Annotated in this window: 18 protein-coding genes; 9 read left to right on the top strand and 9 right to left on the bottom strand. The window is 60.4% G+C overall.

All coding sequences use genetic code 11. The annotated features are described in order from the left end of the window. Positions 1-6 precede the first annotated feature (6 nt). From AC6FTP_RS06735 to kdpF, 6 genes are all read right to left on the bottom strand, one after another. Positions 7-669 carry a response regulator transcription factor gene (locus AC6FTP_RS06735; protein WP_497206139.1) on the bottom strand — a complete coding sequence of 221 codons (663 nt, stop codon included), beginning with the start codon at positions 667-669 and terminating at the stop codon, positions 7-9. Further along, positions 650-3295, bottom strand: a complete 2646-nt coding sequence (locus tag AC6FTP_RS06730; protein WP_497206138.1) for a DUF4118 domain-containing protein — start codon at positions 3293-3295, stop codon at positions 650-652. The genes AC6FTP_RS06735 and AC6FTP_RS06730 overlap by 20 nt, the downstream gene beginning before the upstream one ends. 13 nt (positions 3296-3308) lie before the next feature. Then, the gene (kdpC, locus tag AC6FTP_RS06725) at positions 3309-3893 is read right to left on the bottom strand and encodes a K(+)-transporting ATPase subunit C (protein ID WP_497206137.1); all 585 of its coding nucleotides are present in this window, start codon (positions 3891-3893) and stop codon (positions 3309-3311) included. Between the two features lie 4 nt (positions 3894-3897). Continuing rightward, positions 3898-5919, bottom strand: coding sequence for a potassium-transporting ATPase subunit KdpB (gene kdpB, locus AC6FTP_RS06720; RefSeq protein WP_497206136.1), 2022 nt, complete (start codon positions 5917-5919; stop codon positions 3898-3900). An 88-nt stretch (positions 5920-6007) separates the two neighbouring features. Next, the gene (gene kdpA / locus AC6FTP_RS06715) at positions 6008-7720 is read right to left on the bottom strand and encodes a potassium-transporting ATPase subunit KdpA (protein ID WP_497206135.1); all 1713 of its coding nucleotides are present in this window, start codon (positions 7718-7720) and stop codon (positions 6008-6010) included. Positions 7721-7730: 10 nt separating this feature from the next. Beyond that, positions 7731-7814 carry a K(+)-transporting ATPase subunit F gene (gene kdpF, locus AC6FTP_RS06710; protein ID WP_497206145.1) on the bottom strand — a complete coding sequence of 28 codons (84 nt, stop codon included), beginning with the start codon at positions 7812-7814 and terminating at the stop codon, positions 7731-7733. Positions 7815-8406: 592 nt separating this feature from the next. Between kdpF and AC6FTP_RS06705 the strand changes: the two genes are divergently transcribed. The 5 genes from AC6FTP_RS06705 to AC6FTP_RS06685 all read left to right on the top strand — a co-directional run bounded on the left by AC6FTP_RS06705 (position 8407) and on the right by AC6FTP_RS06685 (position 15263). Further along, a complete protein-coding gene (locus tag AC6FTP_RS06705) occupies positions 8407-10824 on the top strand; it encodes a circularly permuted type 2 ATP-grasp protein (RefSeq protein WP_497206134.1) in 2418 nt (805 codons plus the stop codon). Next, positions 10821-11699, top strand: coding sequence for a transglutaminase family protein (locus AC6FTP_RS06700; RefSeq protein WP_497206133.1), 879 nt, complete (start codon positions 10821-10823; stop codon positions 11697-11699). The genes AC6FTP_RS06705 and AC6FTP_RS06700 overlap by 4 nt, the downstream gene beginning before the upstream one ends. 60 nt (positions 11700-11759) lie before the next feature. Then, positions 11760-13205, top strand: a complete 1446-nt coding sequence (locus AC6FTP_RS06695) for a circularly permuted type 2 ATP-grasp protein (protein WP_497206132.1) — start codon at positions 11760-11762, stop codon at positions 13203-13205. A 47-nt stretch (positions 13206-13252) separates the two neighbouring features. After that, positions 13253-14311 carry an alpha-E domain-containing protein gene (locus tag AC6FTP_RS06690; protein WP_497206131.1) on the top strand — a complete coding sequence of 353 codons (1059 nt, stop codon included), beginning with the start codon at positions 13253-13255 and terminating at the stop codon, positions 14309-14311. A 106-nt stretch (positions 14312-14417) separates the two neighbouring features. Continuing rightward, positions 14418-15263 carry a transglutaminase family protein gene (locus tag AC6FTP_RS06685; RefSeq protein WP_497206130.1) on the top strand — a complete coding sequence of 282 codons (846 nt, stop codon included), beginning with the start codon at positions 14418-14420 and terminating at the stop codon, positions 15261-15263. A 19-nt stretch (positions 15264-15282) separates the two neighbouring features. Here AC6FTP_RS06685 and AC6FTP_RS06680 read toward each other — a convergent pair whose 3' ends face one another. Beyond that, entirely contained in the window at positions 15283-16872 is a 1590-nt protein-coding gene (locus tag AC6FTP_RS06680; RefSeq protein ID WP_497206129.1) for an MFS transporter, read from the bottom strand. A gap of 115 nt (positions 16873-16987) precedes the next feature. Here AC6FTP_RS06680 and AC6FTP_RS06675 point away from each other — a divergent pair, with 115 nt between their 5' ends. The 3 genes from AC6FTP_RS06675 (at position 16988) to AC6FTP_RS06665 (ending at position 20767) form a co-directional block, all read left to right on the top strand. Next, positions 16988-19111, top strand: coding sequence for a M3 family metallopeptidase (locus AC6FTP_RS06675; protein ID WP_497206128.1), 2124 nt, complete (start codon positions 16988-16990; stop codon positions 19109-19111). Positions 19112-19430: 319 nt separating this feature from the next. Beyond that, positions 19431-20147 (top strand): N-acetylmuramoyl-L-alanine amidase family protein, encoded by a 717-nt coding sequence (locus AC6FTP_RS06670; protein WP_497206127.1) that lies wholly within the window; start codon positions 19431-19433, stop codon positions 20145-20147. 14 nt (positions 20148-20161) lie between these two features. Further along, positions 20162-20767, top strand: a complete 606-nt coding sequence (locus tag AC6FTP_RS06665; RefSeq protein WP_497206126.1) for a hypothetical protein — start codon at positions 20162-20164, stop codon at positions 20765-20767. Here AC6FTP_RS06665 and AC6FTP_RS06660 read toward each other — a convergent pair whose 3' ends face one another. After that, complete coding sequence (locus AC6FTP_RS06660; protein WP_497206125.1) at positions 20768-21841, bottom strand: dipeptidase; 1074 nt, start codon at positions 21839-21841, stop codon at positions 20768-20770. Positions 21842-21916: 75 nt separating this feature from the next. Here AC6FTP_RS06660 and AC6FTP_RS06655 point away from each other — a divergent pair, with 75 nt between their 5' ends. Then, complete coding sequence (locus AC6FTP_RS06655; protein ID WP_497206124.1) at positions 21917-23020, top strand: BPL-N domain-containing protein; 1104 nt, start codon at positions 21917-21919, stop codon at positions 23018-23020. Between the two features lie 4 nt (positions 23021-23024). Here the strand turns inward: AC6FTP_RS06655 and AC6FTP_RS06650 are convergent, their stop codons facing one another. Next, positions 23025-23543 carry a glutathione peroxidase gene (locus AC6FTP_RS06650; RefSeq protein WP_497206123.1) on the bottom strand — a complete coding sequence of 173 codons (519 nt, stop codon included), beginning with the start codon at positions 23541-23543 and terminating at the stop codon, positions 23025-23027. Positions 23544-23548: the final 5 nt, after the last annotated feature.

The raw sequence follows: 23548 nt of genomic DNA, 5'->3' as shown, positions 1-23548 counted from the left end.
AGTCTGTCACTCCGACTCCAAGCGATATCCTATTCCCGGCTCGTTTTTGATCTCCAAGGTCGAGCCTTCGAGTTTCTTGCGCAGGTGGTTCACATACACACGCAGATAGTGGCTCTGTTCCTCAGACTGCGGGCCCCACACGGCGCGGAGGAGATGCTTCAGGGTGACAACTTTGCCAGCGTGTCTCATGAGCTGGGCGAGCAGCGCATACTCGGTGGGCGTGAGCTTGAGCGGCTCGCCGAGGAGGGTGGCTTCGTGATGGATAGGATCGAGAATGAGGCCGCCTGCGTGCAAATTGGCGATGTCGTCGGCGCTTTGTCGGCGCTGGATGGCGGTGAGGCGGGCCAGCAATTCGGCCGTGCTGAAAGGCTTGGTGACGTAGTCATCAGCTCCGGCCTCGAAGGCGGCGAGTTTGACAGATTCCTGGTCACGCACGCTCAGAATGAGCACGGGCGTGGTGCTCCACTCGCGGAGACGTTTCAGCACCTCTACGCCATCCATGTCAGGCAGGCCGAGATCGAGGATGATGACGTCGGGTTTGTGAAAAATGGCGGCCTGAAGGCCCAGTGTGCCGTTTTCCACCTCGCGCACGGTGTAGCTCCTGGCCTCTAAAGCCATTCGCAACAGGCGGCGGATCTGGATTTCGTCATCAATGATGAGGGCTGTCATGGGTAGCCACCTCTAGCTCAAGCAGAAACTCAGCGCCACCTTCGACATGATTTCGCGCGCTGATGCGTCCGCCCATGGCCTGCACAAATCCGCGCGTGATGGCAAGCCCGAGGCCCGTGCCGCCCGCCGGTGATCCCTGAGCGCGATAAAACTTCTCAAACACACGACTCTCGGCTCCTGCAGGCAACCCAGGCCCGTGATCGCGGATGATGAGACGCAGTTTTTTCTCATGCAGAGTGATGCTGATCTCGATGGCTGTGCCTGAGGGTGTGTAAGCAGTAGCGTTGTGCAGGATGTTCGCGAGTGCTTGCGCTAGCATGGCGTGATCCAGCTTCACGAGTGGCATGTCATCGGGGAGTGTCACCTGCACGGGATGCGCTTTCAAAGCCTCACCTGCCGCCTGTCGTGCAGCAGCGATGACATCATGCAGATCACACCAGTCGAGCTGCGGCTTCAGAACCTCCGATTCGAGCTGCGTCATTTGCAAAAGATGATCCACGACGCGTTGCAGTCGCTGAGTCGCTGTGCCGATCTCGGCGATGTAGGGACTTCGCACATCGATCATGCCTTCCAAAGAAGCTCTAATGACAGCGAGGGGTGTCTTGAGTTCATGCGAGACGCTGTCGAGCAGGGTGCGGCGCAGTTTCTCGGACTGTGCGAGGACTTCGGCGTGGCTGACGGCCTGAATGAAGTGCTCCTTCTCCAGCACGAGCGCGAGCTGCAGCGCGAAGGCCTCAATAGTCTGCCGCGTGGTGAAATCCATCCGTGCTTCGCGTGGTATCTGCACGCCGAGCACGCCCATGTTCGAGGTGGCGGTTTGAAGGGGAAACCAGGTGGCGACGGATTCGGGCAGGGTGTCGGTGAATCGGCCCGCGCATTGTTTGTTCTCGTAACTCCAGGCCACGACGCCCCATTCTTTGGCCGACGGCTGAAAGCTGCTGGCCTTGTGCGCGGCTTTCGGCATCGAGCGATCCTGCTCGCGCACGACGAGTGCGGTGCTGGCATTGAGCAGCTCATTGATCGTGCGTAGCGCCTCAGCGAGGCCTTTTTCCGTCTCGGCGGCGAGTGCCGCGCTTTGTGTGACGCGCAACAAAGCCGAGGTCAGACGCAAACGGCGGCGCTCGGCGACCTCGCGCTGACGCAGTCGCGAGGTGAGACTGCCCATGCTGATCGCGACGATGAAGAACATGCTGAACATGATCCAGTCTTCGGCCTTGTTAATGTAAAGGGTGAACTGAGGCGGGATGAAAAAGTAGTTCCAGCACAGCGCACTTAGCGCGGCCATGACCAGCACCGGACCTCGGCTGAGACGTAGCGCCGCCAGCACGACGGCAAGCAGAAACACAAGAGCGACAAACATGTAGCCCGTGAATGAAACAAAGCCCCAGCACACGCTTGCGATGGCGAACACGCTCATCACGGCCCAACTGTATTCACCGATGATGGATGCGGGCACTGGTTCCTGCAGCGGAGTAATGTTGCGAGTTTTATCGGAGACGGCGAGAGGCCGCACGACGCACACGTCAATGTCACCGCTGCCGAGGATGAGTTGGTCGGCGAGCGACTTCTTCCAAAGCGAGGGCTTGTCCGGTTTGCCGACGACGATCTGCGAGACATTGCGCTCGCGGGCGACTTGCAGCAGCGCCTCGGAGACGCTCTCGCCCGTAACGGAAACGACTTCGCCGCCGAGTTTACGCGCGAGACCAAGCGAGCGCGTGAGGCGGTCTTGTTCGATGGATGTGTGAACTCTCGCTCCTTCCACCCAGACGACGAGCCAGGGACAGTTCAGGCGTGTGGCAGCACGACGCGTCCAGCGGATGAGGCTTTCGGCATAGGGACTGGGCCCGACACCGACCATGAGCCGAGCGTTGGTCTTCCACGGGCTGCTGACACGTTTGAGGCGGCGGATGTCCTCCAGATCGCGGTCCACCTGCTCGGCGGTGAAGCGCAGGGCAAGTTCGCGCAGCGCGGTGAGGTTGCCTTCTTTGAAGAAGTTCGAGACGGCATGCTCGGCACGCTCACCGAGATACACTTTGCCGTCCGCCATGCGCTCCAGCAGTTTTTCGACGCTGAGGTCGATGAGCTGGATTTCATGCGCGACATCGAGGATCGAGTCCGGCACGGTCTCGGTGATTGCCACGCCGCTGACTTGCCGAACAATGTCTACCTGGCTCTCGATGTGCTGCACGTTGAGCGTGGTATAGACATCAATGCCGGCGTCGATCAGTTCCAGCACGTCCTGATAGCGTTTGGCATGTCGTGAGCCGGGCGCGTTGGTGTGCGCGAGTTCATCCACAAGCACGAGCTGCGGTCTTTGTGCGAGCACCGCGTCGATGTCGAACTCCTCCAGCGTGAAGCCCCGATGTTCGAGCTGCTTGCGTGGCAGAACGCGCATGCCTTCGAGCAGAGCGGCTGTTTCGGAGCGCCCATGCGTTTCGATGATCCCAGCGAGCACGTCCACGCCTTCATTCACTCGCTGCCGCGCCGCTTGCAGCATCGCGTAGGTCTTGCCGACGCCTGGGCACATGCCGAGGAAGATGTGGAGTTTGCCCGACTTCGACTTCACGTCTTCCAGACGCATCTGCGCGAGCAGAGCGTCGGGATCAGGGCGATTGTCGTCGTTCATGGTCTGCAATGGATTACTTCAAGGTGTCGAGCGCTAGGTTCAACTTCAATACATTCACGCCTGTGTCGCCGAAGATGCCGAAGTCGGGTTTCGCGGTGCTGGCGGTGATGAGCTCCTTGACCTTCTCGACGCTGAGGTTGCGAGCTTTGGCGACGCGGGCGGTTTGCAGTTCGGCGTTCTTAAGGCTGATGTGCGGATCGAGGCCGCTGCCGGAGGCGGTGACGGCATCGGCGGGGACTGGATCGGTGGCGGTGAGGCCTTCGGTGGTGCGGTAGGCGGTGATGCGCTCTTTGATGGCATCATTCAGCTTTTGCGAGGTGGGGCCGAGATTGCTGCCACTGGAACTGGCGGCGTCATAACCGGCACCGGCGGCGCTGGGACGCGGATGGAAGTAGTGATCGGCGGCGAAGTTCTGACCGAGCAGGGCGGAGCCGATGACTTTGCCATCTTTGTCGGTGATGAGGCTGCCAGCGGCTTGTTTTTTGAAGGCCGTTTGAGCGATGCGGGTGACGAGCAGCGGATAAGCGCCACTGGTGACGGCAGCGAGCACAAGCGTGGCCATGATGGCGGGGCGGAGTTCGGAGAAGAGAGCTTTCATGGTGTTAGACGAGGTGAAGGGTGGCGACGATGACATCAATGGCCTTGATGCCGATGAAGGGGACGAGGATGCCGCCGAGGCCGTAGATGAGGAGGTTGCGTTGCAAGACGGCGGCGGCTCCGATGGCGCGATACGGCACGCCTTTGAGGGCGAGCGGGATCAAGGCGACGATGATAAGCGCATTAAAAATGATGGCGCTCAGGATGGCGCTCTGCGGACTGGCGAGGCCCATGATGTTCAGCGGACTGATCGCGGGAAATGTGACCATGAGCATCGCAGGGATGCTGGCGAAGTATTTGGCGATGTCGTTCGCGATGCTGAACGTGGTCAATGAACCACGCGTCATGAGGAGCTGTTTGCCGATCTCGACGATCTCGATGAGCTTCGTGGGATTGCTGTCGAGATCGACCATGTTGCCGGCCTCGCGGGCGGCTTGGGTGCCGGTGTTCATGGCGACGCCGACATCGGCCTGGGCCAAAGCGGGCGCGTCGTTGGTGCCGTCGCCGGTCATGGCGACGAGGTGGCCCTCGGCCTGCTCGGCGCGGATGCGGCGCAGTTTGTCTTCGGGCGTGGCTTGAGCCATGAAGTCATCGACACCAGCCTCGGCGGCGATGGCGGCGGCGGTCATCGGATTGTCGCCGGTGATCATGACGGTGCGGATGCCCATTTTGCGAAGCTGGGCAAAGCGCTCCTTGATGCCGCCTTTGACGACGTCTTTGAGTTCGACGACACCGATCACCTTGCTGTCTTCGCACACGACCAGCGGCGTGCGACCCGCGCGGGAAGCGGCTTCGACGGTTTTGGAGACTTCGGTGGGATAAACGCCACCCAACGCCTCAATATGTGCCTTGATCGAATCAGCCGCTCCTTTGCGGATGCTGCGACCATCGAGATCGACACCGCTCATGCGGGTCTGCGCGGTGAAGGGCACAAAGGTGGCCTGCGGATGCGCAAGCTCACGGCCACGGATGTTGAAGCGTTCTTTGGCCAAAACAACGATGCTGCGGCCTTCGGGTGTTTCATCGGCCAGCGAGGCGAGCTGGGCGGCGTCGGCGAGTTGTTGCTCGGTGACGCCAGGCGCAGGACGGAAGTCGGAGGCCATGCGGTTGCCGATGGTGATGGTGCCGGTTTTGTCCAAAAGCAGCACGTCGATGTCGCCTGCGGCTTCGACGGCACGGCCTGAGGTGGCCATGACGTTGCGGCGGATGAGGCGGTCGATGCCGCTGATGCCGATGGCACTCAAAAGGCCACCGATGGTGGTCGGGATGAGGCACACAAGCAGCGCGATGAGCACGGGAATAGAGAAATCCATCCCAGCGTAGATGCCGAAGGGCTTCAGCGTGATGGTGACTAGCATGAAGATGAGTGTCATCGCGGACAGCAGGATGGTGAGCGCGATTTCGTTCGGCGTTTTCTGGCGTTTCGCGCCTTCGACCATCGCGATCATGCGGTCGATGAAGGTGTTTCCTTTTTCCGACGTGATGCGGATGACAATGCGGTCGCTGATGACCTTCGTGCCGCCGGTGACCGCGCTGCGATCACCGCCGCTTTCGCGGATGACGGGCGCGGACTCACCGGTGATGGCGGCTTCATCGACGCTGGCGATGCCTTCGATGACTTCGCCATCGGCGGGGATCACGTCGCCGGTTTCACAGACGACGAGATCGCCTTTTTCGAGCGCAGGAGCCGGGACGCTGATCTCCTGGCCGTTTTTGAGGCGGCGGGCCATCGTGTCTTTGCGCGCGGCACGCAGGCTGGCGGCCTGCGCCTTGCCACGGCCTTCGGCGACAGCTTCGGCGAAGTTTGCGAAGAGCACGGTGAACCAGAGCCAGACCGAAAGCTGGATGATGAAGCCGTGATCGGCCTTGGCGGTGAAAATGCTAACCGTGGTGAGCACCGCGCCGACGAGCGTGACGAACATGACAGGGTTCTTCACCATCAGACGCGGGTCGAGCTTCTTGAACGACTCGCCGATGGCCGGAACGAGAATCGAAGCATCAAAGAGAGATGTGGGTTTGTGGGACATGGTTTTGAAAAGTGGTCCGCACAGTCCTCTATGCGGGGTTTGGAGTGGTGGGTCGTTCGTGCCGCACAGAGGACTGTGCGGACCACATTCAGAACAGTTTGCCCTGGGCCGTGAGGAAGTGCTCGACGATGGGGCCGAGGGCGAGAGCAGGGAGGAAATTGAGCGCGCCGATGAGCAATACGGTGCCGATGAGCAGGAAGGTGAACGTCGCGCCATTGACCGGGAAGGTGCCGGCGCTCGGTGGCGAGGCTTGTTTGTCCGCAAGTGAGCCTGCGAGCGCCATGATGGGCACGATCATGAGGAAGCGGCCGATGAGCATCGCGAAGGCGAGCGTGGTGTTATACATCGGCGTGTTGGCGGTGAGACCAGCGAAGGCGCTGCCATTGTTTCCAGTGGCGGAGCTGTAGGCGTAGAGCATCTCGCTAAAGCCGTGTGGGCCGCTGTTGTTGAGGCCTGCGATGCCCCAATCGCTCACGCAAGCCCACGCGGTGAAGCCGAGGATGCTGGCGGTGAGCACGAGGAGCGTGAGCATGGCGAGCTTCACCTCCTTGGCCTGGATCTTCTTACCGAGATACTCCGGCGTGCGGCCCACCATGAGCCCGGCGATGAACACCGCGAGGATGACAAACACGAGCATGCCATACAACCCGGCACCGACACCGCCGATGACGACTTCGCCCAGCTCGATCATGAACAGCGGCACGAGTCCGCCGATGGCGGTGAACGAGTCGTGCATCGAGTTCACCGCACCGCAGGAGGCGGCGGTGGTGATGGTGGCAAAGAGGGATGAATTGAAGATGCCAAAGCGCACTTCCTTGCCCTCCATGTTGCCATCCGCAGCGGCGATGCCGAGCTGCTGATGGATCGGATTGCCTGCGGCCTCAAAGTGAGCGCAAACGAGCACGCCGCCGACAAAGAGCACCATCATCGCCGCCCAAACGGCCCAGCCATGCGCTTGGTTCTTCACCATGCGGCCGAGGTAGTAGGTTAATCCGCTCCCAATCGCGAAGATTGAAAGCATCTGGATGAAGTTCGACAGCGGTGTCGGATTCTCGAAGGGATGCGCCGCGTTCGCATTCACAAAGCCGCCGCCGTTCGTGCCGAGCATCTTGATGGCGACCTGCGAGGCCATGGGACCCTGCGCGATCACTTGCTCCGCTCCTTCGAGCGTCGTCGCTTTCGTGTAAGCGTCGAAGTTTTGTATCATGCCCTGCGAAACGAGGAAGATCGCGAACACCGCGCACAAAGGCAGGAGCAGATAGTAAGTGGTGCGAGTGAGATCGACCCAGAAGTTGCCGAGCGTTTTCACCGAACTGCGGGCGATGCCACGAACGAGTGCCGCCGCAATCGCGATGCCGGTGGCGGCGGAGACGAAGTTGTGAAACGTCAGCCCCACCATCTGCGAGAAGTAGGACAGCGTGCTCTCGCCGCCGTAGCTCTGCCAGTTGGTGTTCGTCGTGAAGCTCACGGCGGTGTTGAAGGCCAGGTGATGGCTCAAAGCGGGCAGCCCCTGCGGATTCCACGGCAGCACATCCTGCAAACGCAGGATCGCATAGGTGAACGCCACGCCCACCAAACTGAAGGCCAGCATGGCAAAGGTGTATTGCTTCCAGCCCTGCTCGCGCTGTGGATCGACACCGAGGAGCTTGTAGGTGAGCTTTTCGACCGGTTTCAGGATCAGATCAAGCCAGGTGCGGCCATTGGCATCGAGCACCTGGACGAGATAAAGGCCCAGCGGCTTGGTGATCAGCGTGAGCAGCCCGAGGAAGAGGGCGAATTGAAGCCAGTCAGTGGAGTGCATGGAGGGTGAGTTAGAATTTTTCAGGACGCAGCATCGCCACCGTCAGGTAGGCGAGCAGGGCGAGGGCGATGAGCCCGACGAGGAGTGTTTCCATGGTGGCGGGCGGTTAGAGGGTTTCGCAGCCGTTGGCGTAAAGCCCGCTGATGACGAAGAAGGCGACGGTGATGCCGAGGTAGATGAGGTCGTTCATGGGGTAGGGATGTTGATCCACGCCCATGATGCCTACTCCGCCGATCCTGCCGAGTTAAGGGCAGGGTATGAGGCGTTAAAAGAGTATTAAAACGCGTTCTAAGCCTTCGCCTGCGGCCCCGGCACGACCACCACACGACGTTTCGAGGTCTTTCATATTAAATGATGCGGGGCTCTGAGCTCGTCTAAAAGTCGGACGTCTCCACCTGCGAACTGGCATAAACCTTGCGTGAAATGCACAAAAAATGGATGCGCCGGCGCGCACGAGTCCCTAATGTCCGCGCTTCAACCGACCCCCAATTTCCAACCTCGAATTGATCTTCCAATCGCAAAGCACCACGCCCCCGGTTTCGCTATCCTCTCCAAGGGCTGAGGTTCCACGTCTGGACATCGCCCACTCCCACGGTCACTACAATGAGCTGCGTGATGCAGCGGGAAAGGTGCGAGCACATTATGAACCGGTCATCGCGGACCTCCAGCGACGTGACACGCCTGGGGTGAAGCGCCTCTCCGACACGGCCCGCCGACTGCTGGCGGAACGCGGGGTGACTTTCAATGTCTATGACGGCGAGCAGGGCATGGACACGCCCTGGCAGATGGACCCGGTCCCCTTTGTCATCTCCTCCCGCGAGTGGGAAGGCATCGAAAAGGCGTTGATCCAGCGTGCCACCTTGCTGAACAAGATTCTCGTGGACAGTTACGGCCCGCAGGAACTCATCCGCAAAGGTGACATGCCAGCGGCGCTCGTACTAGCGCAGCCTGCTTATCTTCGGCCCTGCCATGGCATCAAGCTGCCTGATGAGAAGCCTCTGCAAATCTATGGGGCAGACATTGCCCGCTCTCCTGACGGACGGTGGTGGGTGATCGCCGACCGCACGCAGATCCCTACAGGCGCGGGCTACGCTCTGGAGAACCGGCTCATCACCTCGCGCTTGCTGCCGGATGTCTTTCGTGATGCACGCGTGCGCAGGCTTGCGGGCTTCTTCCGCCAGATGCAGCAATCTCTCTCTGCTCTGGCTCGTCGGCCGGTGGCTGAGCCGCGAGTCGTGCTGCTGACGCCCGGACCTTACAACGAGACCTATTTTGAGCAGGCGTATCTGGCGCGTTACCTCGGCTACACGCTGGTCGAGGGTGAAGACCTCACCGTGCGCGATGACCGGGTCTATTTGAAGACGCTCAGCGGCTTGGAGCCGGTGGATGTGATCTTACGCCGAGTGGATGATGATTTCTGCGACCCTCTGGAGTTGCGAAATGACTCCATGCTCGGCGTGCCCGGCCTCGTGCGCGCCGTGCGGGCGGGCAATGTCGCCCTGGCCAATGCACTTGGGTCCGGTCTCGTCGAGGCCCCTGCCTTGATGGCCTTCCTGCCCATCCTGAGCCGCAAATTGCTCGGTGAAAACCTGCTCATGCCTTCCGTGGCGACCTGGTGGTGCGGACAGGAGCGCCCAAGAGGTGAGGTGGAAAAGAATATCGACCGTCTCGTCATCAAGAGCGCCTTTCGCGTACGTGGACGCGAGGTTCACTTTGGTTCCCATCTTTCCTCTGCCGAGCGTGCCAAGCTATTGGAGCGGATGCGCTTTGCCCCGGACCGGTGGACGGCACAGGAGCAAATCACCTTCTCCACGACGCCAGCCTGGCAGGATGGACGTCTGGTGCACAAGCCGATCAGCGTTCGAGTCTATCTCATTGCTACCAAAGACGGCTACATGGTCATGCCCGGCGCTCTCACGCGGGTGGCGGCGAGTTTGGAGTCACCGCTGGTCTCCATGCAGAAAGGTGGCAGCAGCAAGGACACCTGGGTGATCAGTGATGGCCCGGTGGAAAACATCACGCTGCTCTCCTCCACCCGAACGCCGGTGGAACTGCGGCGTGTGGGACACAATCTCGGCAGTCGTGTGGCCAATCATCTCTACTGGCTCGGACGCTACGCTGAGCGCGCGGAGTCTGCGGCACGTCTGCTGCGCTCCACGCTGCTGCGTTGCTCACCGGAGAGTGGCATGAGCGAGACACCGCTGCTGCTGCCTCTGCTGGAGGCTCTGAAGAGTCTCGGTGTGCTGGAAAAAGTGCCCGAAGTATCGCTGCTCGCCGCTCAGCAGGAGCAGCTCGAGGCGCGCCTGCTGCAAGCCATCTTTGATCCAGAACATCCTGCGAGCATCCGCTCCAGCGTTCAGCACATCCAGCGGATCGGCGTGCTGCTGCGGGATCGTATCTCCGTAGATACCTGGCGAGTCATCAGCCAGCTCAGCGATGCGCTCGATACCTTCGACAACACGCCGAGCGTCACGCCAATGTCGGACGCGCTGAACGTACTCACGCGCATCATCCTCGAACTCGCTTCCTTCCACGGTTTGGCGAAGGAAAACATGACCCGCGCACAGGGATGGATGTTTCTGGACATGGGGCACCGCATCGAGCGCACCGTGTATATCTGTGAGCTCCTCCTCGCTGGTCTGCGCAGCACGGATGCAGAGAACCCGAGCCTCCTGGAAGCCATCCTCGAAGTGGGTGACAGCACCATCACGTATCGCAATCGCTACAGTCTTCTACCGCAGCTCGCCGCCGTGTATGACCTGCTCATGCTCGATGAATTGAACCCACGCGGACTGCGCTTTCAGTTTGAGCGCATTGATCAGCAGTTCGAGCACCTGCCACATGAGCAGAACTCCGCCCTTCTGACGCCGGCCAAGCGTGTGCTTTTGGAGAGCAATACCAGACTGCAGCTCTGCGATCCCACGGAGCTCGCCCGAGTCGAGGCCGGGACCTGGGCACAGTCCCAGGTGGCGAAGCTGCTGACCCAGCTCATCGAAGCGATGCCGTCTCTGAATGATGCGCTGACCGCAGCCTACTTTGCTCATTCCACCATCAGCAGCAGTGACTCCACGGCCGCGGTTGAACCCATTTCACCCTCGCGATGAACTACCGCATCACGCATCGCACCACCTACAGGTACAGTGAGCCGGTGGCCGTCTCCCATCACGCGGCACGGCTGCATCCGCGTGTCACAGACACACAGCGCTGCCACGCCTATCACCTCGCGTTTGACCCCGAACCCGATCTACTGACTGAGCACACCGACTCCTTCGGCAATCTTGTTTCATGCTTCTCGATTCAAAAGTTGCACACGCGTTTCGATGTCATCTCCCACAGCTTCGTCACACTCTCACCCGTGCTTCAGCCAGATCCTGCACAGACACCTCCGTGGGAGGAGGTGGCGGCTTTGTTCTGTGATCCCGTGCCGGTGGATTTGCTGGACCCATGCCAGTTCGTCTTCCGCAGTCCGCTGCTGGTGCATGAGATGCCGCTGCGTGAGTTTGCCCAGCCAAGTTTTAAGAAAGGCCGCCCTCTGCTGGCTGCCGTGGCCGATTTGAGCGGCCGCATTCATGGTGAATTTGCCTTTGATCCGAAGGCCACCACCATCAGCACACCGCTGGACGAAGTGCTGGAAAAAAAGCGCGGCGTCTGTCAGGACTTCGCGCACCTCGCCATCGCCAGTCTGCGTGCCATGGGGCTGCCCGCACGCTACGTCAGCGGCTATCTGCGCACACGCCCGCCGGCTGGGAAACCGCGCCTCGTCGGTGTGGATGCATCCCATGCCTGGGTGTCATGCTTTGTGCCTGGTTTCGGCTGGGTGGACATTGATCCTACCAACAACTGCTTCACCTCGCTTGACCACATCACCGTGGCCCTGGGGCGTGACTTTTCCGACGTCAGTCCTGTGCGCGGGATCATCACGGGTGGTGGAGATCACACCGTCACCGTCGGGGTGGATGTGGAGCCCGTGGATGCTTGAACGCAAGATCTGAGAAATCAGGTTTCGCATTCTGGCACGCGCTCTGCTCTATAGGTAAGTATGTCTTCGTTATTCGACGACTACCAACCAGGTAGCTTTTTTGATGAAATGTTCTCCGCAGCCCACGAACCACGTGGGCACTACGAGAGCATCATGGACAGCATCGGCACACTCACCCCATCTGAGTACGCCGCCCGCCAACGCACGGCGGATGCTGTCTTCCTCCGCCAGGGCGTAACTTTCACCGTCTATGGCGATGACCAGGGCACGGAGCGAATCTTCCCGTTCGACCTCATGCCGCGTATCATCCCGCACAAGGAATGGGAGCGCGTGGAGGCTGGGTTGATCCAGCGCATCACGGCGCTGAATCTTTTCCTCAATGACGTGTATCACGGCCAGCAGATCCTGGCTGACAAAGTAGTGCCTGCGGAGCTGGTGCTCTCCGCCAGTCATTACCGCCCCGAGTTCAAGGGCATCAAAGTCCCTCACGGCATCTACATCCACATCTGCGGCACGGATCTCGTGCGTGATGACAAAGGCGAATACTTCGTGCTCGAAGACAATGGTCGCTGCCCCTCCGGTGCCAGCTACATGCTCGAAAATCGCAACGCGATGAAGCGCACCTTCCCCGGTCTGCTCCAGAGCCTGCCCGTGCGTCCTGTGGATGCCTACGGCTCCATGCTGCGCGAGACACTGGCCCATCTGGCGCCTCCGGGCGTGATCGATCCGAACATCGTCGTGCTCACGCCGGGTGTGTTTAACAGCGCCTATTTCGAACATTGCTACCTCGCCAAGCAGATGGGCGTGCCCATCGTCGAAGGGCGAGATTTGATCCTGAAAAATGGCCGCGTCTTCATGCGCACCACAAACGGTCTTCAGCAGGTGCATGTCATCTATCGCCGCATCGATGATGACTTCCTCGATCCGCTCGTTTTCCGCAAAGACTCTCTCCTCGGCGTGCCCGGCCTCGTCAGCGCTTATCAGCAGGGTCACGTCGCTTTGGCGAACTCTATCGGCACCGGCGTCGCGGATGACAAGGCGGTGTATGCCCTCGTGCCGAAGATGATCAAATACTACCTCGATCAGGACCCCATCCTGCCGAACGTGCCCACCTACCTCGGGGTTGATCCGAAGGAGTGTGGCTACATCCTCGACAACCTGCCAAACCTTGTGGTCAAAGCTGTGAACGAATCCGGAGGCTACGGCATGCTCATGGGTCCGCACAGCACAAAGGAAGAACAGGACGAGTTTGCGAAACGCATCGCTGCGAATCCGCGAAACTACATCGCTCAGCCGGTGCTTCAGCTATCACGTCATCCTGTCTTCCAGGGCGATCACTTCGAAGGCCGCCACATCGATCTCCGACCCTACGTCCTCTATGGCGACCGCGTCCGAGTGGTGCCCGGCGGTCTCACGCGGGTGGCCTTGAAGAAAGGCTCCCTCGTGGTGAACTCCTCCCAGGGCGGCGGAAGCAAAGACACCTGGGTCCTTTGGGACGACGAGTGAAGCCAGATCAACCACGCCAGAATCATCCCTTTCACCTTTTTTAGATCATGCTAAGCCGAGTCGCAGACAGCATCTACTGGATGGCACGCTACATGGAGCGTGCCGAAAACCTCGCCCGCCTGCTCTTATCCACGCAGGACCTCCTCCTCGATGCCGGGGCAGAGGCTGCGGATGAATCCCAGTTCTGGGGGCCGCTCCTCATGACCACGGGTGATGAAGAAGTGTACTTCGCCGCGCATCCCGAGGCCGAAGGAGCCACCGTGGCGGACTTCCTGGCACTGAGCCCGAAGAACCCGAACTGCATTCTCAACTGCGTCCGCACGGCGCGTGAAAATGCCCGCACGATCCGAGACCAGATCTCCGATGAAATGTGGGAGTGCATCAACAGTCTTCGCCTCTTCCTCGAATCACCAGAAGCAGCGGCCATGCATCGGTATCAAAGTGCCGCCTTCTATGAAAAGGTGCTGATCGCTTCCTATCAGTTCCAGGGCATCGCCTCATCGACGACTCCCCGAGATGAGATCTGGTATTTCCTGCGCCTTGGCATGTGCATCGAGCGTGCGGACAAGACCAGCCGCCTTATCGACACCTGCTCCGCCATCTCGCTCGACATGCCGCCCAGCCCTCTCGCGCGTCCGCTGCGCTGGGCTGCTCTGCTGCGTTCCTGCTCTGCCTGGCATGCCTTCCAGGCTTACAGCAGCAACAAGCTCGACCCCGTCAAAATCATCGAATACCTGCTCCTCGACGAGACCTTCCCGCGCTCAGTCGCCTGGTGTGTCGAGGCACTGCATAACACCCTCACCGCCCTCTGCGGAAGCGGCAGACTCGATGACATGAAGTCGCCCATCCGTGCCTGTGGCCGCCTGCGCGCAGACATCGCCTACATCACGATGCCGGACGTGCTCAAAGAGGGGCTGCACGAATACATCGACCGCCTTCAGGAGAAGCTCAACGACATCGGCCAGACCATCTACGAGACCTTCGTTCGCTACTCGGATGCAGCTCCAGCAGATTCTGAGATCGCCTCGCCTACTCCCGTCCTCGCGCATGGTGCCTTCCACACTTTCGCCGGAGCGGATTTGCAAATGCAGCAGCAACAACAATGAGTTCCTGGTTCCCAGCTCTCTGTCCGCCGTTTTCTGCGGACGGGATCTAGTCCATGAAATAGAGCTGTTCCGTGAACAACCGAGAACAGCGAACTGAGAACCGCCCATGCGCCTCCGCATCTTCCATCGTACTCGTTACGTGTATCGTTCTCCCGTGCGAGACAGCCACAATGAGGTGCGCCTGCATCCCGCCACGGATGACGCGACCCGCATGGAGTTCTTCCTGCTGAATGTGCAGCCTCCCGTGCGTCTCCAGCATTACCGTGATGACTGGATGAACTACGTCCACTGGTTCGACATCGCCGAGCCGCACAGTGGCCTTAGCATTGAGGCGCAGATCACGGTGCAGACCAGCAGCCAGTACTCGCAGGGAAAGCCTGTTGGGGTTAGCTTTGATAGCCTGAAATTGCTCGAAGACGATCTCCTCGGGCCGTTGATGAAAAGCAGCACCTACGTCGATATCAACCGCGAGGTCTGGAAGGAGGCGCTCGATGTGAAAGCCGCCAGCGATGATGTTTTCGAAACCTCCGTGGCCATCATGAGCCATATCAACACGAACTGGACCTACGCGCCGAACACGACCCACGTGTCCACCCACATGCGCGAGGTCATGATGAACCGTCAGGGCGTGTGCCAGGACTTCTCCCATGTCATGATCGGCATGTGCCGCTCGCTCGGCATCCCGGCTCGCTACGTCAGCGGGTATCTTTACAACGGCCCCGGTAATCATCTGCGCGGTGCCCAGGCCACTCACGCCTGGTGCGAGGTCTTCGTGCCCGGCAAAGGCTGGTACGGCCTTGATCCGACGAACAACACTCTCTCGGACGAGCGCCACATCAAGATCGCCACCGGTTGCGATTACTCAGACGCTGCGCCACTGACCGGCCAGTTCGACGGCCCGATGAACGCCACTCAGGCGATGCACGTCGAGGTCGAAGTGAATCTGGCCTGAGTGGCTCGAAAGTTCGCCTTTATTGAAGGCTTTTGCCCTTTGTTTCTGGTGCGAACCAGATCAGTACCATGCCGACAACATAGATGCAGGACAGCACGGAGAAGGCATTGGCTTCGACCTGGAGCTGCATGAGTCGGCGTGCTTCGCCTTCGAGTTCCGTTACTTTGGCCGAGCCGAACATGCTCATAAGATTCACGAACTGAAGCGAGCCGATCGCAGCGATAAGGCGTCCGAAATTGAAGCAGAAGCCCTGTCCCGTGGCACGCACGCTGGTGGGGAAGAGTTCCGGGAAATAGAGCGGGAAGAAGCCGTAGAACGAAGCAGTGAGACCGCCGAGCAGGAAGGCGCTCGTCATCAGCCACACGGGCATGCCGGAGCCAGTGTAGGAATGGTTTGTCTGGAAGAACACGAACGCGGAGCCCAGCGCCAGCACGCAAAGAAGGAAGTAAGTGATCCGGCGTCCGAGCTTGTCCGCCACCAGGGGGGTGAGCAGCGTGACGAGGATGGCACCCAGCGCCGTGGCGATCACGACGTACTCGATGATGTTCGACTTCGTGCCGTCAGGGGAGAGGAAGGAGGCCCACTTGGCGGCCTGCTGTGCCGAGCCCCAAGTGCCCATCAGAGCCACGGCGGCGAGTCCTGCACCGATCAGCAGACTCTTCATGATGAACGCACGCTCGGCGATCTGCACACTGCCGCCAGCCTGGGCGCGCGTCATGTAGCTGCGCACCGGATGCAGGTAGCCCCATAAAGCGATCGCGAGACCGAGGAAGGTCACGGGCAGAGCCACCCCATTGCCAATCTTTTCCAGCACCTGCGGTGTCCAGACGGTGATGATGCAGAGGGCGGCAACGGCAGCGACCAGGATGCCGAGGAGATCCTTCGTGGCCCAGTGCGAGGTCGTGCCCGACTTCTTCTCCTCTTCCCACTTGTGGGATTCCGGGACGAAAATCAAAATGAAGAAGTTGATCAAGGCAGGAGCCGCACCGCTCACCGCGAGCAGGCGCCAGCCGCGATTGTGCAGCAGGTAATCCGCTGTCTCCTGGCTGATGCCGATGGCGCTGATCCACTGGGTGATTGTTTCCAGGCTGGCATTCAAATACAGGCTGAGCACTCCCGTCAGCAGGAAGCCCACATTGGACGCCGCACCGATCATGCCGGCGATCCATGCGCGGTTCTTGCCACCCCAGATTTCATTCACCAGAGCCACACCGAGAGCCCACTCGCCACCCATGCCGAGCGAGGCGACGAAGCGCAGTCCGGCGAACTGCCAGGCTTCTGTCACGAAGGCGCACAGCCCGGTGAAGATGGCAAAGGTGAAGATGGCCAGCGCCATGGCCTTTACCCGGCCCAGCTTGTCGCCGAGCCAGCCGAACAGCACTCCACCCGTCGCTGCGCCCACCAGGAAGATGGCGATGATCACCGTGAACCACTGCCCCTGCACGGCGGCGGTCGAGTCAGGCAGCATGTCCTGGAGCGCAGGCTTGCCGATCAGCGGGAACAATCCCATTTCAAATCCATCAAAGAGCCAGCCGAGGAAAGCGGCGACAAGGGCAGCGATGTAACCGCGTTGCGCGGTGGGAGAGACAGGAGTGGCGGGGGTGGACATGAGCGGGAAAGAACGAGACTGGGACAAAGAGGCTTTCAGAGCAAGCACGGAGGACTGATTCCCATTTGCCACCCGCGCCGCCACCGCCATACTCCGCGCCCGCCCTCCCCAAACCATGGCCTCACCATTCCTCACGCAGGATTTCCATATCCGTTGGTCCACGCTCGATCCAAGCCACATCCAGGCAGACATCACCCAGTCTCTCCAGGATGCCGAAGCTGCCATCAATCGCGTCTGCGAGCAGGATCGTGGCAAGATGAACTTCGACACCGTGGTACTCGCGCTCGATGAAGCCACGCGTGCGCTGAATGAAAGCTGGGGACTCGTGACGCACCTCGACTCGTTGTGCAATTCCCCCGCTCTTCGCGAAGCCCACAACGCCATGCTGCCGCAGGTCAGCTCTTTCTTTGCCAAGATCCCGCTCAATGATCACCTCTGGGATCTGCTGGAGACTTACAGCAAGACCGAGGAAGCCCGCAGCCTGCCGCCCGTGAAGAAGCGGGCGCTGAATGAGACGATGGAAAGCTTCCGCCAGGCCGGTGCAGATCTGCCGCCAGACAAAAAGAAGCGCCTCGAAGAACTCGAATCCGAGCTCTCTCAAGCCACGCAGAAGTACTCCGAGAACGTGCTCGACTCCACGAACGCCTGGGAACTCATCGTTACTGATCTCGAGCGTCTCAAAGGCCTGCCGCAGACTGCCATTGATGCCGCAAAGGCCGATGCCGCAGCGAAGGGGCTCGGCACGGATGAGGCTCCGCAGTATCGCTTCACACTGAAGGCACCGTCCATGATCCCGGTCATGGAATACGCCGACGACGAAAGCCTCCGCCGAGCTGTCTGGGAAGGCACCACGGGTATTGGTCGTGGTGAGAAGCACGACAACACCGACCTCGTCTGGAAGATCCTCCGTCTCCGCCACGAGAAGGCCCAGCTCCTTGGCAAAAAAGACTTCGCCGATCTCGTGCTCCAGCAGCGCATGGCGAAGAACGGAACCAATGCACTCGCCTTCACTGAGAACCTGCACGCCAAAGTCGCCTCAGCTTTCCAGCGCGAAACCATCCAGCTTCAGGAGTTCAAAGCTGACGGGATGGGACAACATGCCGACCTTCTCCAACCCTGGGAAGTCGCCTTCTGGTCGGAAAAGCAGCGGAAGTCCGAGTTCGACTTTGATGAGGAGGAGTTGCGCCCTTACTTCCCGCTCGACCGTGTTTTGAAAGGCATGTTCGATCTCGCGGAGAAGGTCTTCGACCTCCGCATCACACCGCGTCAGGTCGTTCATGTGCCCGTCGGCGAACCCAGCACGGCCAGCACGGCCAGCACTCAGTCCACGCAGGAAGGCCCCGTCGAAGTCTGGCACCCGGAAGTAAAGTTTTATGAAGTGCGCAACGAGAAGGATGTCCACATCGGCTCCTTCTACGCCGACTGGCATCCCCGCGACTCGAAGCGCGGCGGTGCCTGGATGAACTACCTCCGCATGGGCGTGCCACCCTATGGCGAGCGCGACCGCCGCCTGCACCTCGGCCTTATTTGCGGGAACATGACCCCGCCCGTGGATGGCAAGCCAGCACTGCTCACGCACGATGAAGTCTGCACCGTCTTCCATGAGTTCGGTCACCTCCTGCATCAGCTTTGTGGCAACGTCGAAATCCCCTCCCTTAATGGCGTCAGCGTCTATTGGGACTTCGTCGAGCTGCCCTCGCAGATCATGGAGAACTTCTGCTGGGAGCGCGAGAGCCTCGATCTCTTTGCCCGTCATCATGTGACTGGCGAGGCCATCCCAGCGAAGCTCTTCAAAAAGATCGTCGCCGCCAAAAACTACCGAAGCGCTAGCGACATCATGCGCCAGCTCGCCTTTGGCAAACTCGACCTCGAATTCCACATCCGCCACGCCACCACCGAGGGCGCTGACCTGGATCAGCTCAGCCGGCAGATCATCAGCGACTACCTCATGCCAATGAAGACCGAGAATCCCTCGATGGCCCGCCGCTTCAGTCATCTCTTCAGCAGTCCCGTGGGCTACGCCGCCGGTTACTACAGCTACAAATGGGCCGAGGTGCTCGATGCCGACGCCTTCACCCGCTTCCAGAAAGAAGGAGTTCTGAACAACAAAGTCGGCCGTGACTTCCGCGACAAAGTCCTCAGCAAAGGCAACAGCGAAGACCCAGCCAAACTCTTCCGCGACTTCATGGGCCGCGACCCCGATCCGGCGGCCCTGCTTGTCCGGGCAGGGTTGGCCTGAGTGTGAGTATGGCCTCGCAGATGCGATCCGTCTGGCGGGCTTGCACGCGGAACGGCCCCAAGCCCTTGCTTGGGCGGCCGCTTTTGTTGGGGTGACTTGGACAAAACAACGGTCCTGGAGGACGGGCCATGAAGCCTCATGCTCGGCTGGCGAATCTGACCATTCGTTTCCTGCACTCGTGCCGGACAACCCGAAGCCGCCGACCTGGCTCAGCTTTACTGAGATACGGCTTGTCATGAGCTAGGCTTTTGTGCTGGGGCTGGTGGCTTCCACGAGGTCGTCCCTTGATAGGGCGCGGTTCCTGCTTCAGGCTGAAGTCATGACTCTCCTCCGCCTTTTTTCAGGTCTCGTCGGTGTGCTGATGCTGGCCTCGTGCCAGGTGCCTGGGCTGCTCGGAAAGGCAAGTGTCTATGGGGACCGGGCCGGGCCGAGCGGATTTCGTTCGGTGATCATCGATGCGGGACATGGGGGGAAGGACAGCGGGGCACGCTCGCACGGGATGATGGAGAAGACCTACGCGCTGGACATCGCCAAGCGTGTGAAGGCGAATCTCTGGCCGGGATACCGGGTGGTAATGACGCGGACGGATGACCGTTTCATCCCTCTGGATGACCGGGTACATGTGGCGAGCCATAACTCGGATGCGATCCTGGTGAGCATTCATCTGAATCATGGCCGCAGCTACCGGGCGGGGCCGGAGACGTATTGGTGGCGGACGGACAGCTACTCACTGGCGCGCCGATTTCAGCAGCAGATGAATGCGGTGTGTCCGCATGAGTCCGGCAACGCCGGGATGGTCCGGCGCAGGCTGCGGCTGACGCGGAACCCGACAATCCCCTGCGTGCTGCTGGAGTGCGGCTACCTGAGCAATTCCCGCGATGCGCGGCTGCTTGCCACAGCTTCATATCGCGAGCGCATGGCGCAGGCGATTGCGCGTGCGATCCGCGATCAATCTGCGTATGGGGACAGTGGCATGGGTCCCCTGCCCCGCCCGATTTATGCACCACCGAGCAAGGCCTCCGATGCCCGTGGGTGATTCCTCCTCCAACCGTGAAACCATTCTATTCTCTCCTGACCGTCGCGCTGCTGAGTCATACCTCCTTTCTTCATGCTGAATCCTGGCTGCTGACCGATGGCTCCAGCTTTGAGGGAGAAGTCAAAGTGGTGACGCCGGGGATGGTGATTTTCTCCCCGAATGATGGCTCCGAGCGGGCGGTGGAAACGCGCAGTCTCTCCGAGTCGAGCCGCCGGCAACTCGCCGATCTGCTCGGACTGACGGCGAAAGAGACCGCTCCAACTCCCGCCCCTGTGCCCAGTGAGCCAATCAAGGTCCCTCTTTCCCATCCGGGCCGTGATGCCAAGGCGATGGATGCCACCCAGGTGGACCTCATTGACTCCCAGTATGGCCTTTCGGGAAAGGTCGTGGGCGTGGTGAAGGAGGTGATCTCTCTCGGAAAGACGGGGCATAAAAAGCTGACGTTTGAAGGCACGGACTTCAATGTCTTCATCAGCAAGCGCTTCCTGGAAAAGAGCAGCGGATGGAAGCTCGATGGACTCGCGGGCAAGACGGTGCAGATCACGGGCGAGATCGCCAGATATCAAGAGGTGGTGCAGATCGCGGCGAAGGAGCCTTCGCAGATCGAGGTGCTGCCTTGATCAGGCCCAGGCACTGCGCAGGAGGCGGAAGAAGTTCCCGCTCATGATGCCTTCGATGTCTTCCTGCGTGTAGCCACGCTTCGAGAGCATGTCAGGGATGCGGGCGAGATCGGCGATGGTGTCGAGATCCGCCGGAGTCTGCTCCGTGCCGTAACCACCGTCCAGATCAGTGCCGATACCGCTGTGCCTCGCATTGCCCGCGAGCTGGGCGATGTGGTCGATGTGGTCACAGATGACTTCGAGTTTCAAACCTGTGCTCTGGGGCGTGGTGGTGCCGCGAATCCATCCGGGGATCATCATCCAGGCATCCAGAGCCGCGCCGATGACGGCACCACGAGCGATGAGTGCCTTGATCTGCTCATCGCTGAACTGGCGCACGTCGGGGACGAGCGCGCGGCAGTTCGAGTGGCTGGCCCAGACGGTGCCGCCGAAGATGTCCAGCGCCTCCCAGAAGCTGTCATCGGAGAGATGCGTGACATCGAGGATCATGCCGAGACGATCCATCTCCTGAATGAGCTCACGTCCCTGCGGAGTCAGTCCGCCGGGCGTGTCGTGGCCCATGGCGTAGCGACAGACGCCGTAATGCGCCGGCCCCATGGCACGCAGACCCTGCTCCCAGGCGCGCTCCAGATGGCCGACGGTGCGGATGCTGTCAGCACCTTCGAGACTGAGGATGTAGCCGATGGACTTGGTTTCATCGGGGATGCTTTCGTCATTCCAGAGGGCGATGGAGGCATCAAGCTCCGCGAGATTGCGGATTGGCGTCATGTGCCCGTCCTCCTCCATGGCACGATACCAAGAAAGCTGGCCCTGCGTTTCTGACCAAGCCTGCTCCGGAGACATCCAGTTCGCGATGGGAGAGACGCCGGGCATGCAGCCTGCGAGCTGGGTGGCCACGCAGATGCCCACTTTGCCCCGGCGCATTTCAGGGAAGGCCGTGGTGCCTGCCGCGCGGCCTTTCCCTTTCACGCCTGCCTCACGGCGGCGGATTTCATGGACGGGAAGCCGGAGGTCGCGATTGAAGCCGCCGAGGGCATTGAGACTGAGGTCGAGGTGGGCGTCGAAAATGAGCATGGGAGAGATGAAAAGAACGCGGATGCAGCAATGAATCCTGCGTGCGAGTCGTTCCCAACGCGAGTTCCTTCCGTCATGAAAACATTTCTACTGCTTCACTTCATCGCCCTCACTGCACCGCTGCTAGCGGGTGAAAATCTCGCCGACGGAGTTCTGTATCCGCGCATCGTCGGCGAGTGGGCTGCCGCAGGTGAACTCGCTCTCATCTGCCCGCCTGTGGCGGAAGTCAGCCTCGGCCATTTCTACATGCCCGCAGCCGCCAAAGACCCGAAAGTCACCGCCATCTATCACACGACCGACAACAGCACATTCAAGGTCGATGACCCGAAGGTGAATGTGAAGGCGATGAATCTCGTGACCGAATTTGCCACTGAGGGTGGCATGATCGTGAAGCAGGCGGAGCAGTGGTATCTGCTCGGCAAGCGTGATGGTGCCGCAGGTCTGCAACGAGCCAGACTGGAGTGGCAGGAACTCGCGCCCATCTCCCCACGCCAGCCTGATCCAAAGAACCTCCGCGTGGCTCTCTATGACGACTACGGCAGCTTTGGCAAAGGCGTGCCGCGCTGCACGGAACTGCTGCAAAAGGCAGAGGGTGTGAAGGTCACGCTCGTGAAGCCCTCGCTCATCCGCGAAGGCGGGCTGAAGGACTTTGATCTCGTCATCTTCACTGGTGGCAGCGGTGGCAAACAAGCGGGCACGCTGGGTCTGATCGGACGCGAACAGGTGCGGCGCTTTGTGGAGGCGGGTGGAGGCTACGTCGGCATCTGTGCGGGCAATTACCTCGCCTGCGATGGATTCTCCTGGGGTGTGCATGTGCTCGATGCCAAGACCAAGTCTTCAAAATGGGCGCGTGGCATGGGCGATGTGAAGATCGAATTCACCCCGAAAGGCCGCGAGATCCTGGGCATGCCCGAGGGCATCCTCGACATCCGTTATGCCAACGGGCCTGTCTTTGAACCCGCAGGCGATGATGCCATCGCTGACTTCGAGCCGCTCGCGCACTTCCGCAGCGAGCTCGCCAACAATGGCGCGCCCGTGGGTGCCCAAGTGAATTCACCCGCCATGGTCGCAGGCAGCTATGGCAAAGGTCGCGTGCTTTGCAGCAGTCCACATCCTGAGCAGCAGACGGGCATGGAAGCCTTCGTCGAGCGCGCGGTGCGCTGGGTGTCAGGACAATGATGCCTCAAGGCAGACCGAGCGCCGTTTTCACCGCTGCTTCGATGTCGCCACCTTCAGGCTCGGCATCGGAGCCATAGCGGGAGATGAGCTTGCCGTCTTTGCCGAGGAGAAACTTTTCGAAGTTCCACTGCACGTCTTTGCCAGCGGTGAGTTCCGCGAAGAGCGGGTGCTTGCCTTCGCCGACGATCTTCACCTTGGAGAACATGGGGAAGGCCACGCTGTAGCGGCTGGTGCAGAACTGCTTGATGTCCGACTCGCTGCCGGGCTCCTGACCACCGAAGTCATTGCAGGGGAAACCCAGAACGGTAAAGCCCTTGGCGGCATATTTGTCATGCAGCGCCTGCATTCCAGCATACTGCCCGGTGTAGCCACACTCGGAGGCCACGTTCACGATGAGCACCACTTTACCCGCGTAGTCTTTGAGCGAGGCATCTTTACCGTCGATGGTCTTGAGCGGGATGCTCGAAAGATCAGCGGCAGAGGCAAGGGCAGTCATGGCGAGAGCGGCAAGGAGTGTTTTCATGGGAA

It is taken from the genome of Prosthecobacter sp. (genome assembly GCF_044378005.1).
Classification (GTDB): domain Bacteria; phylum Verrucomicrobiota; class Verrucomicrobiia; order Verrucomicrobiales; family Verrucomicrobiaceae; genus Prosthecobacter.
This window is presented reverse-complemented; position numbering and strand designations above follow the sequence as displayed.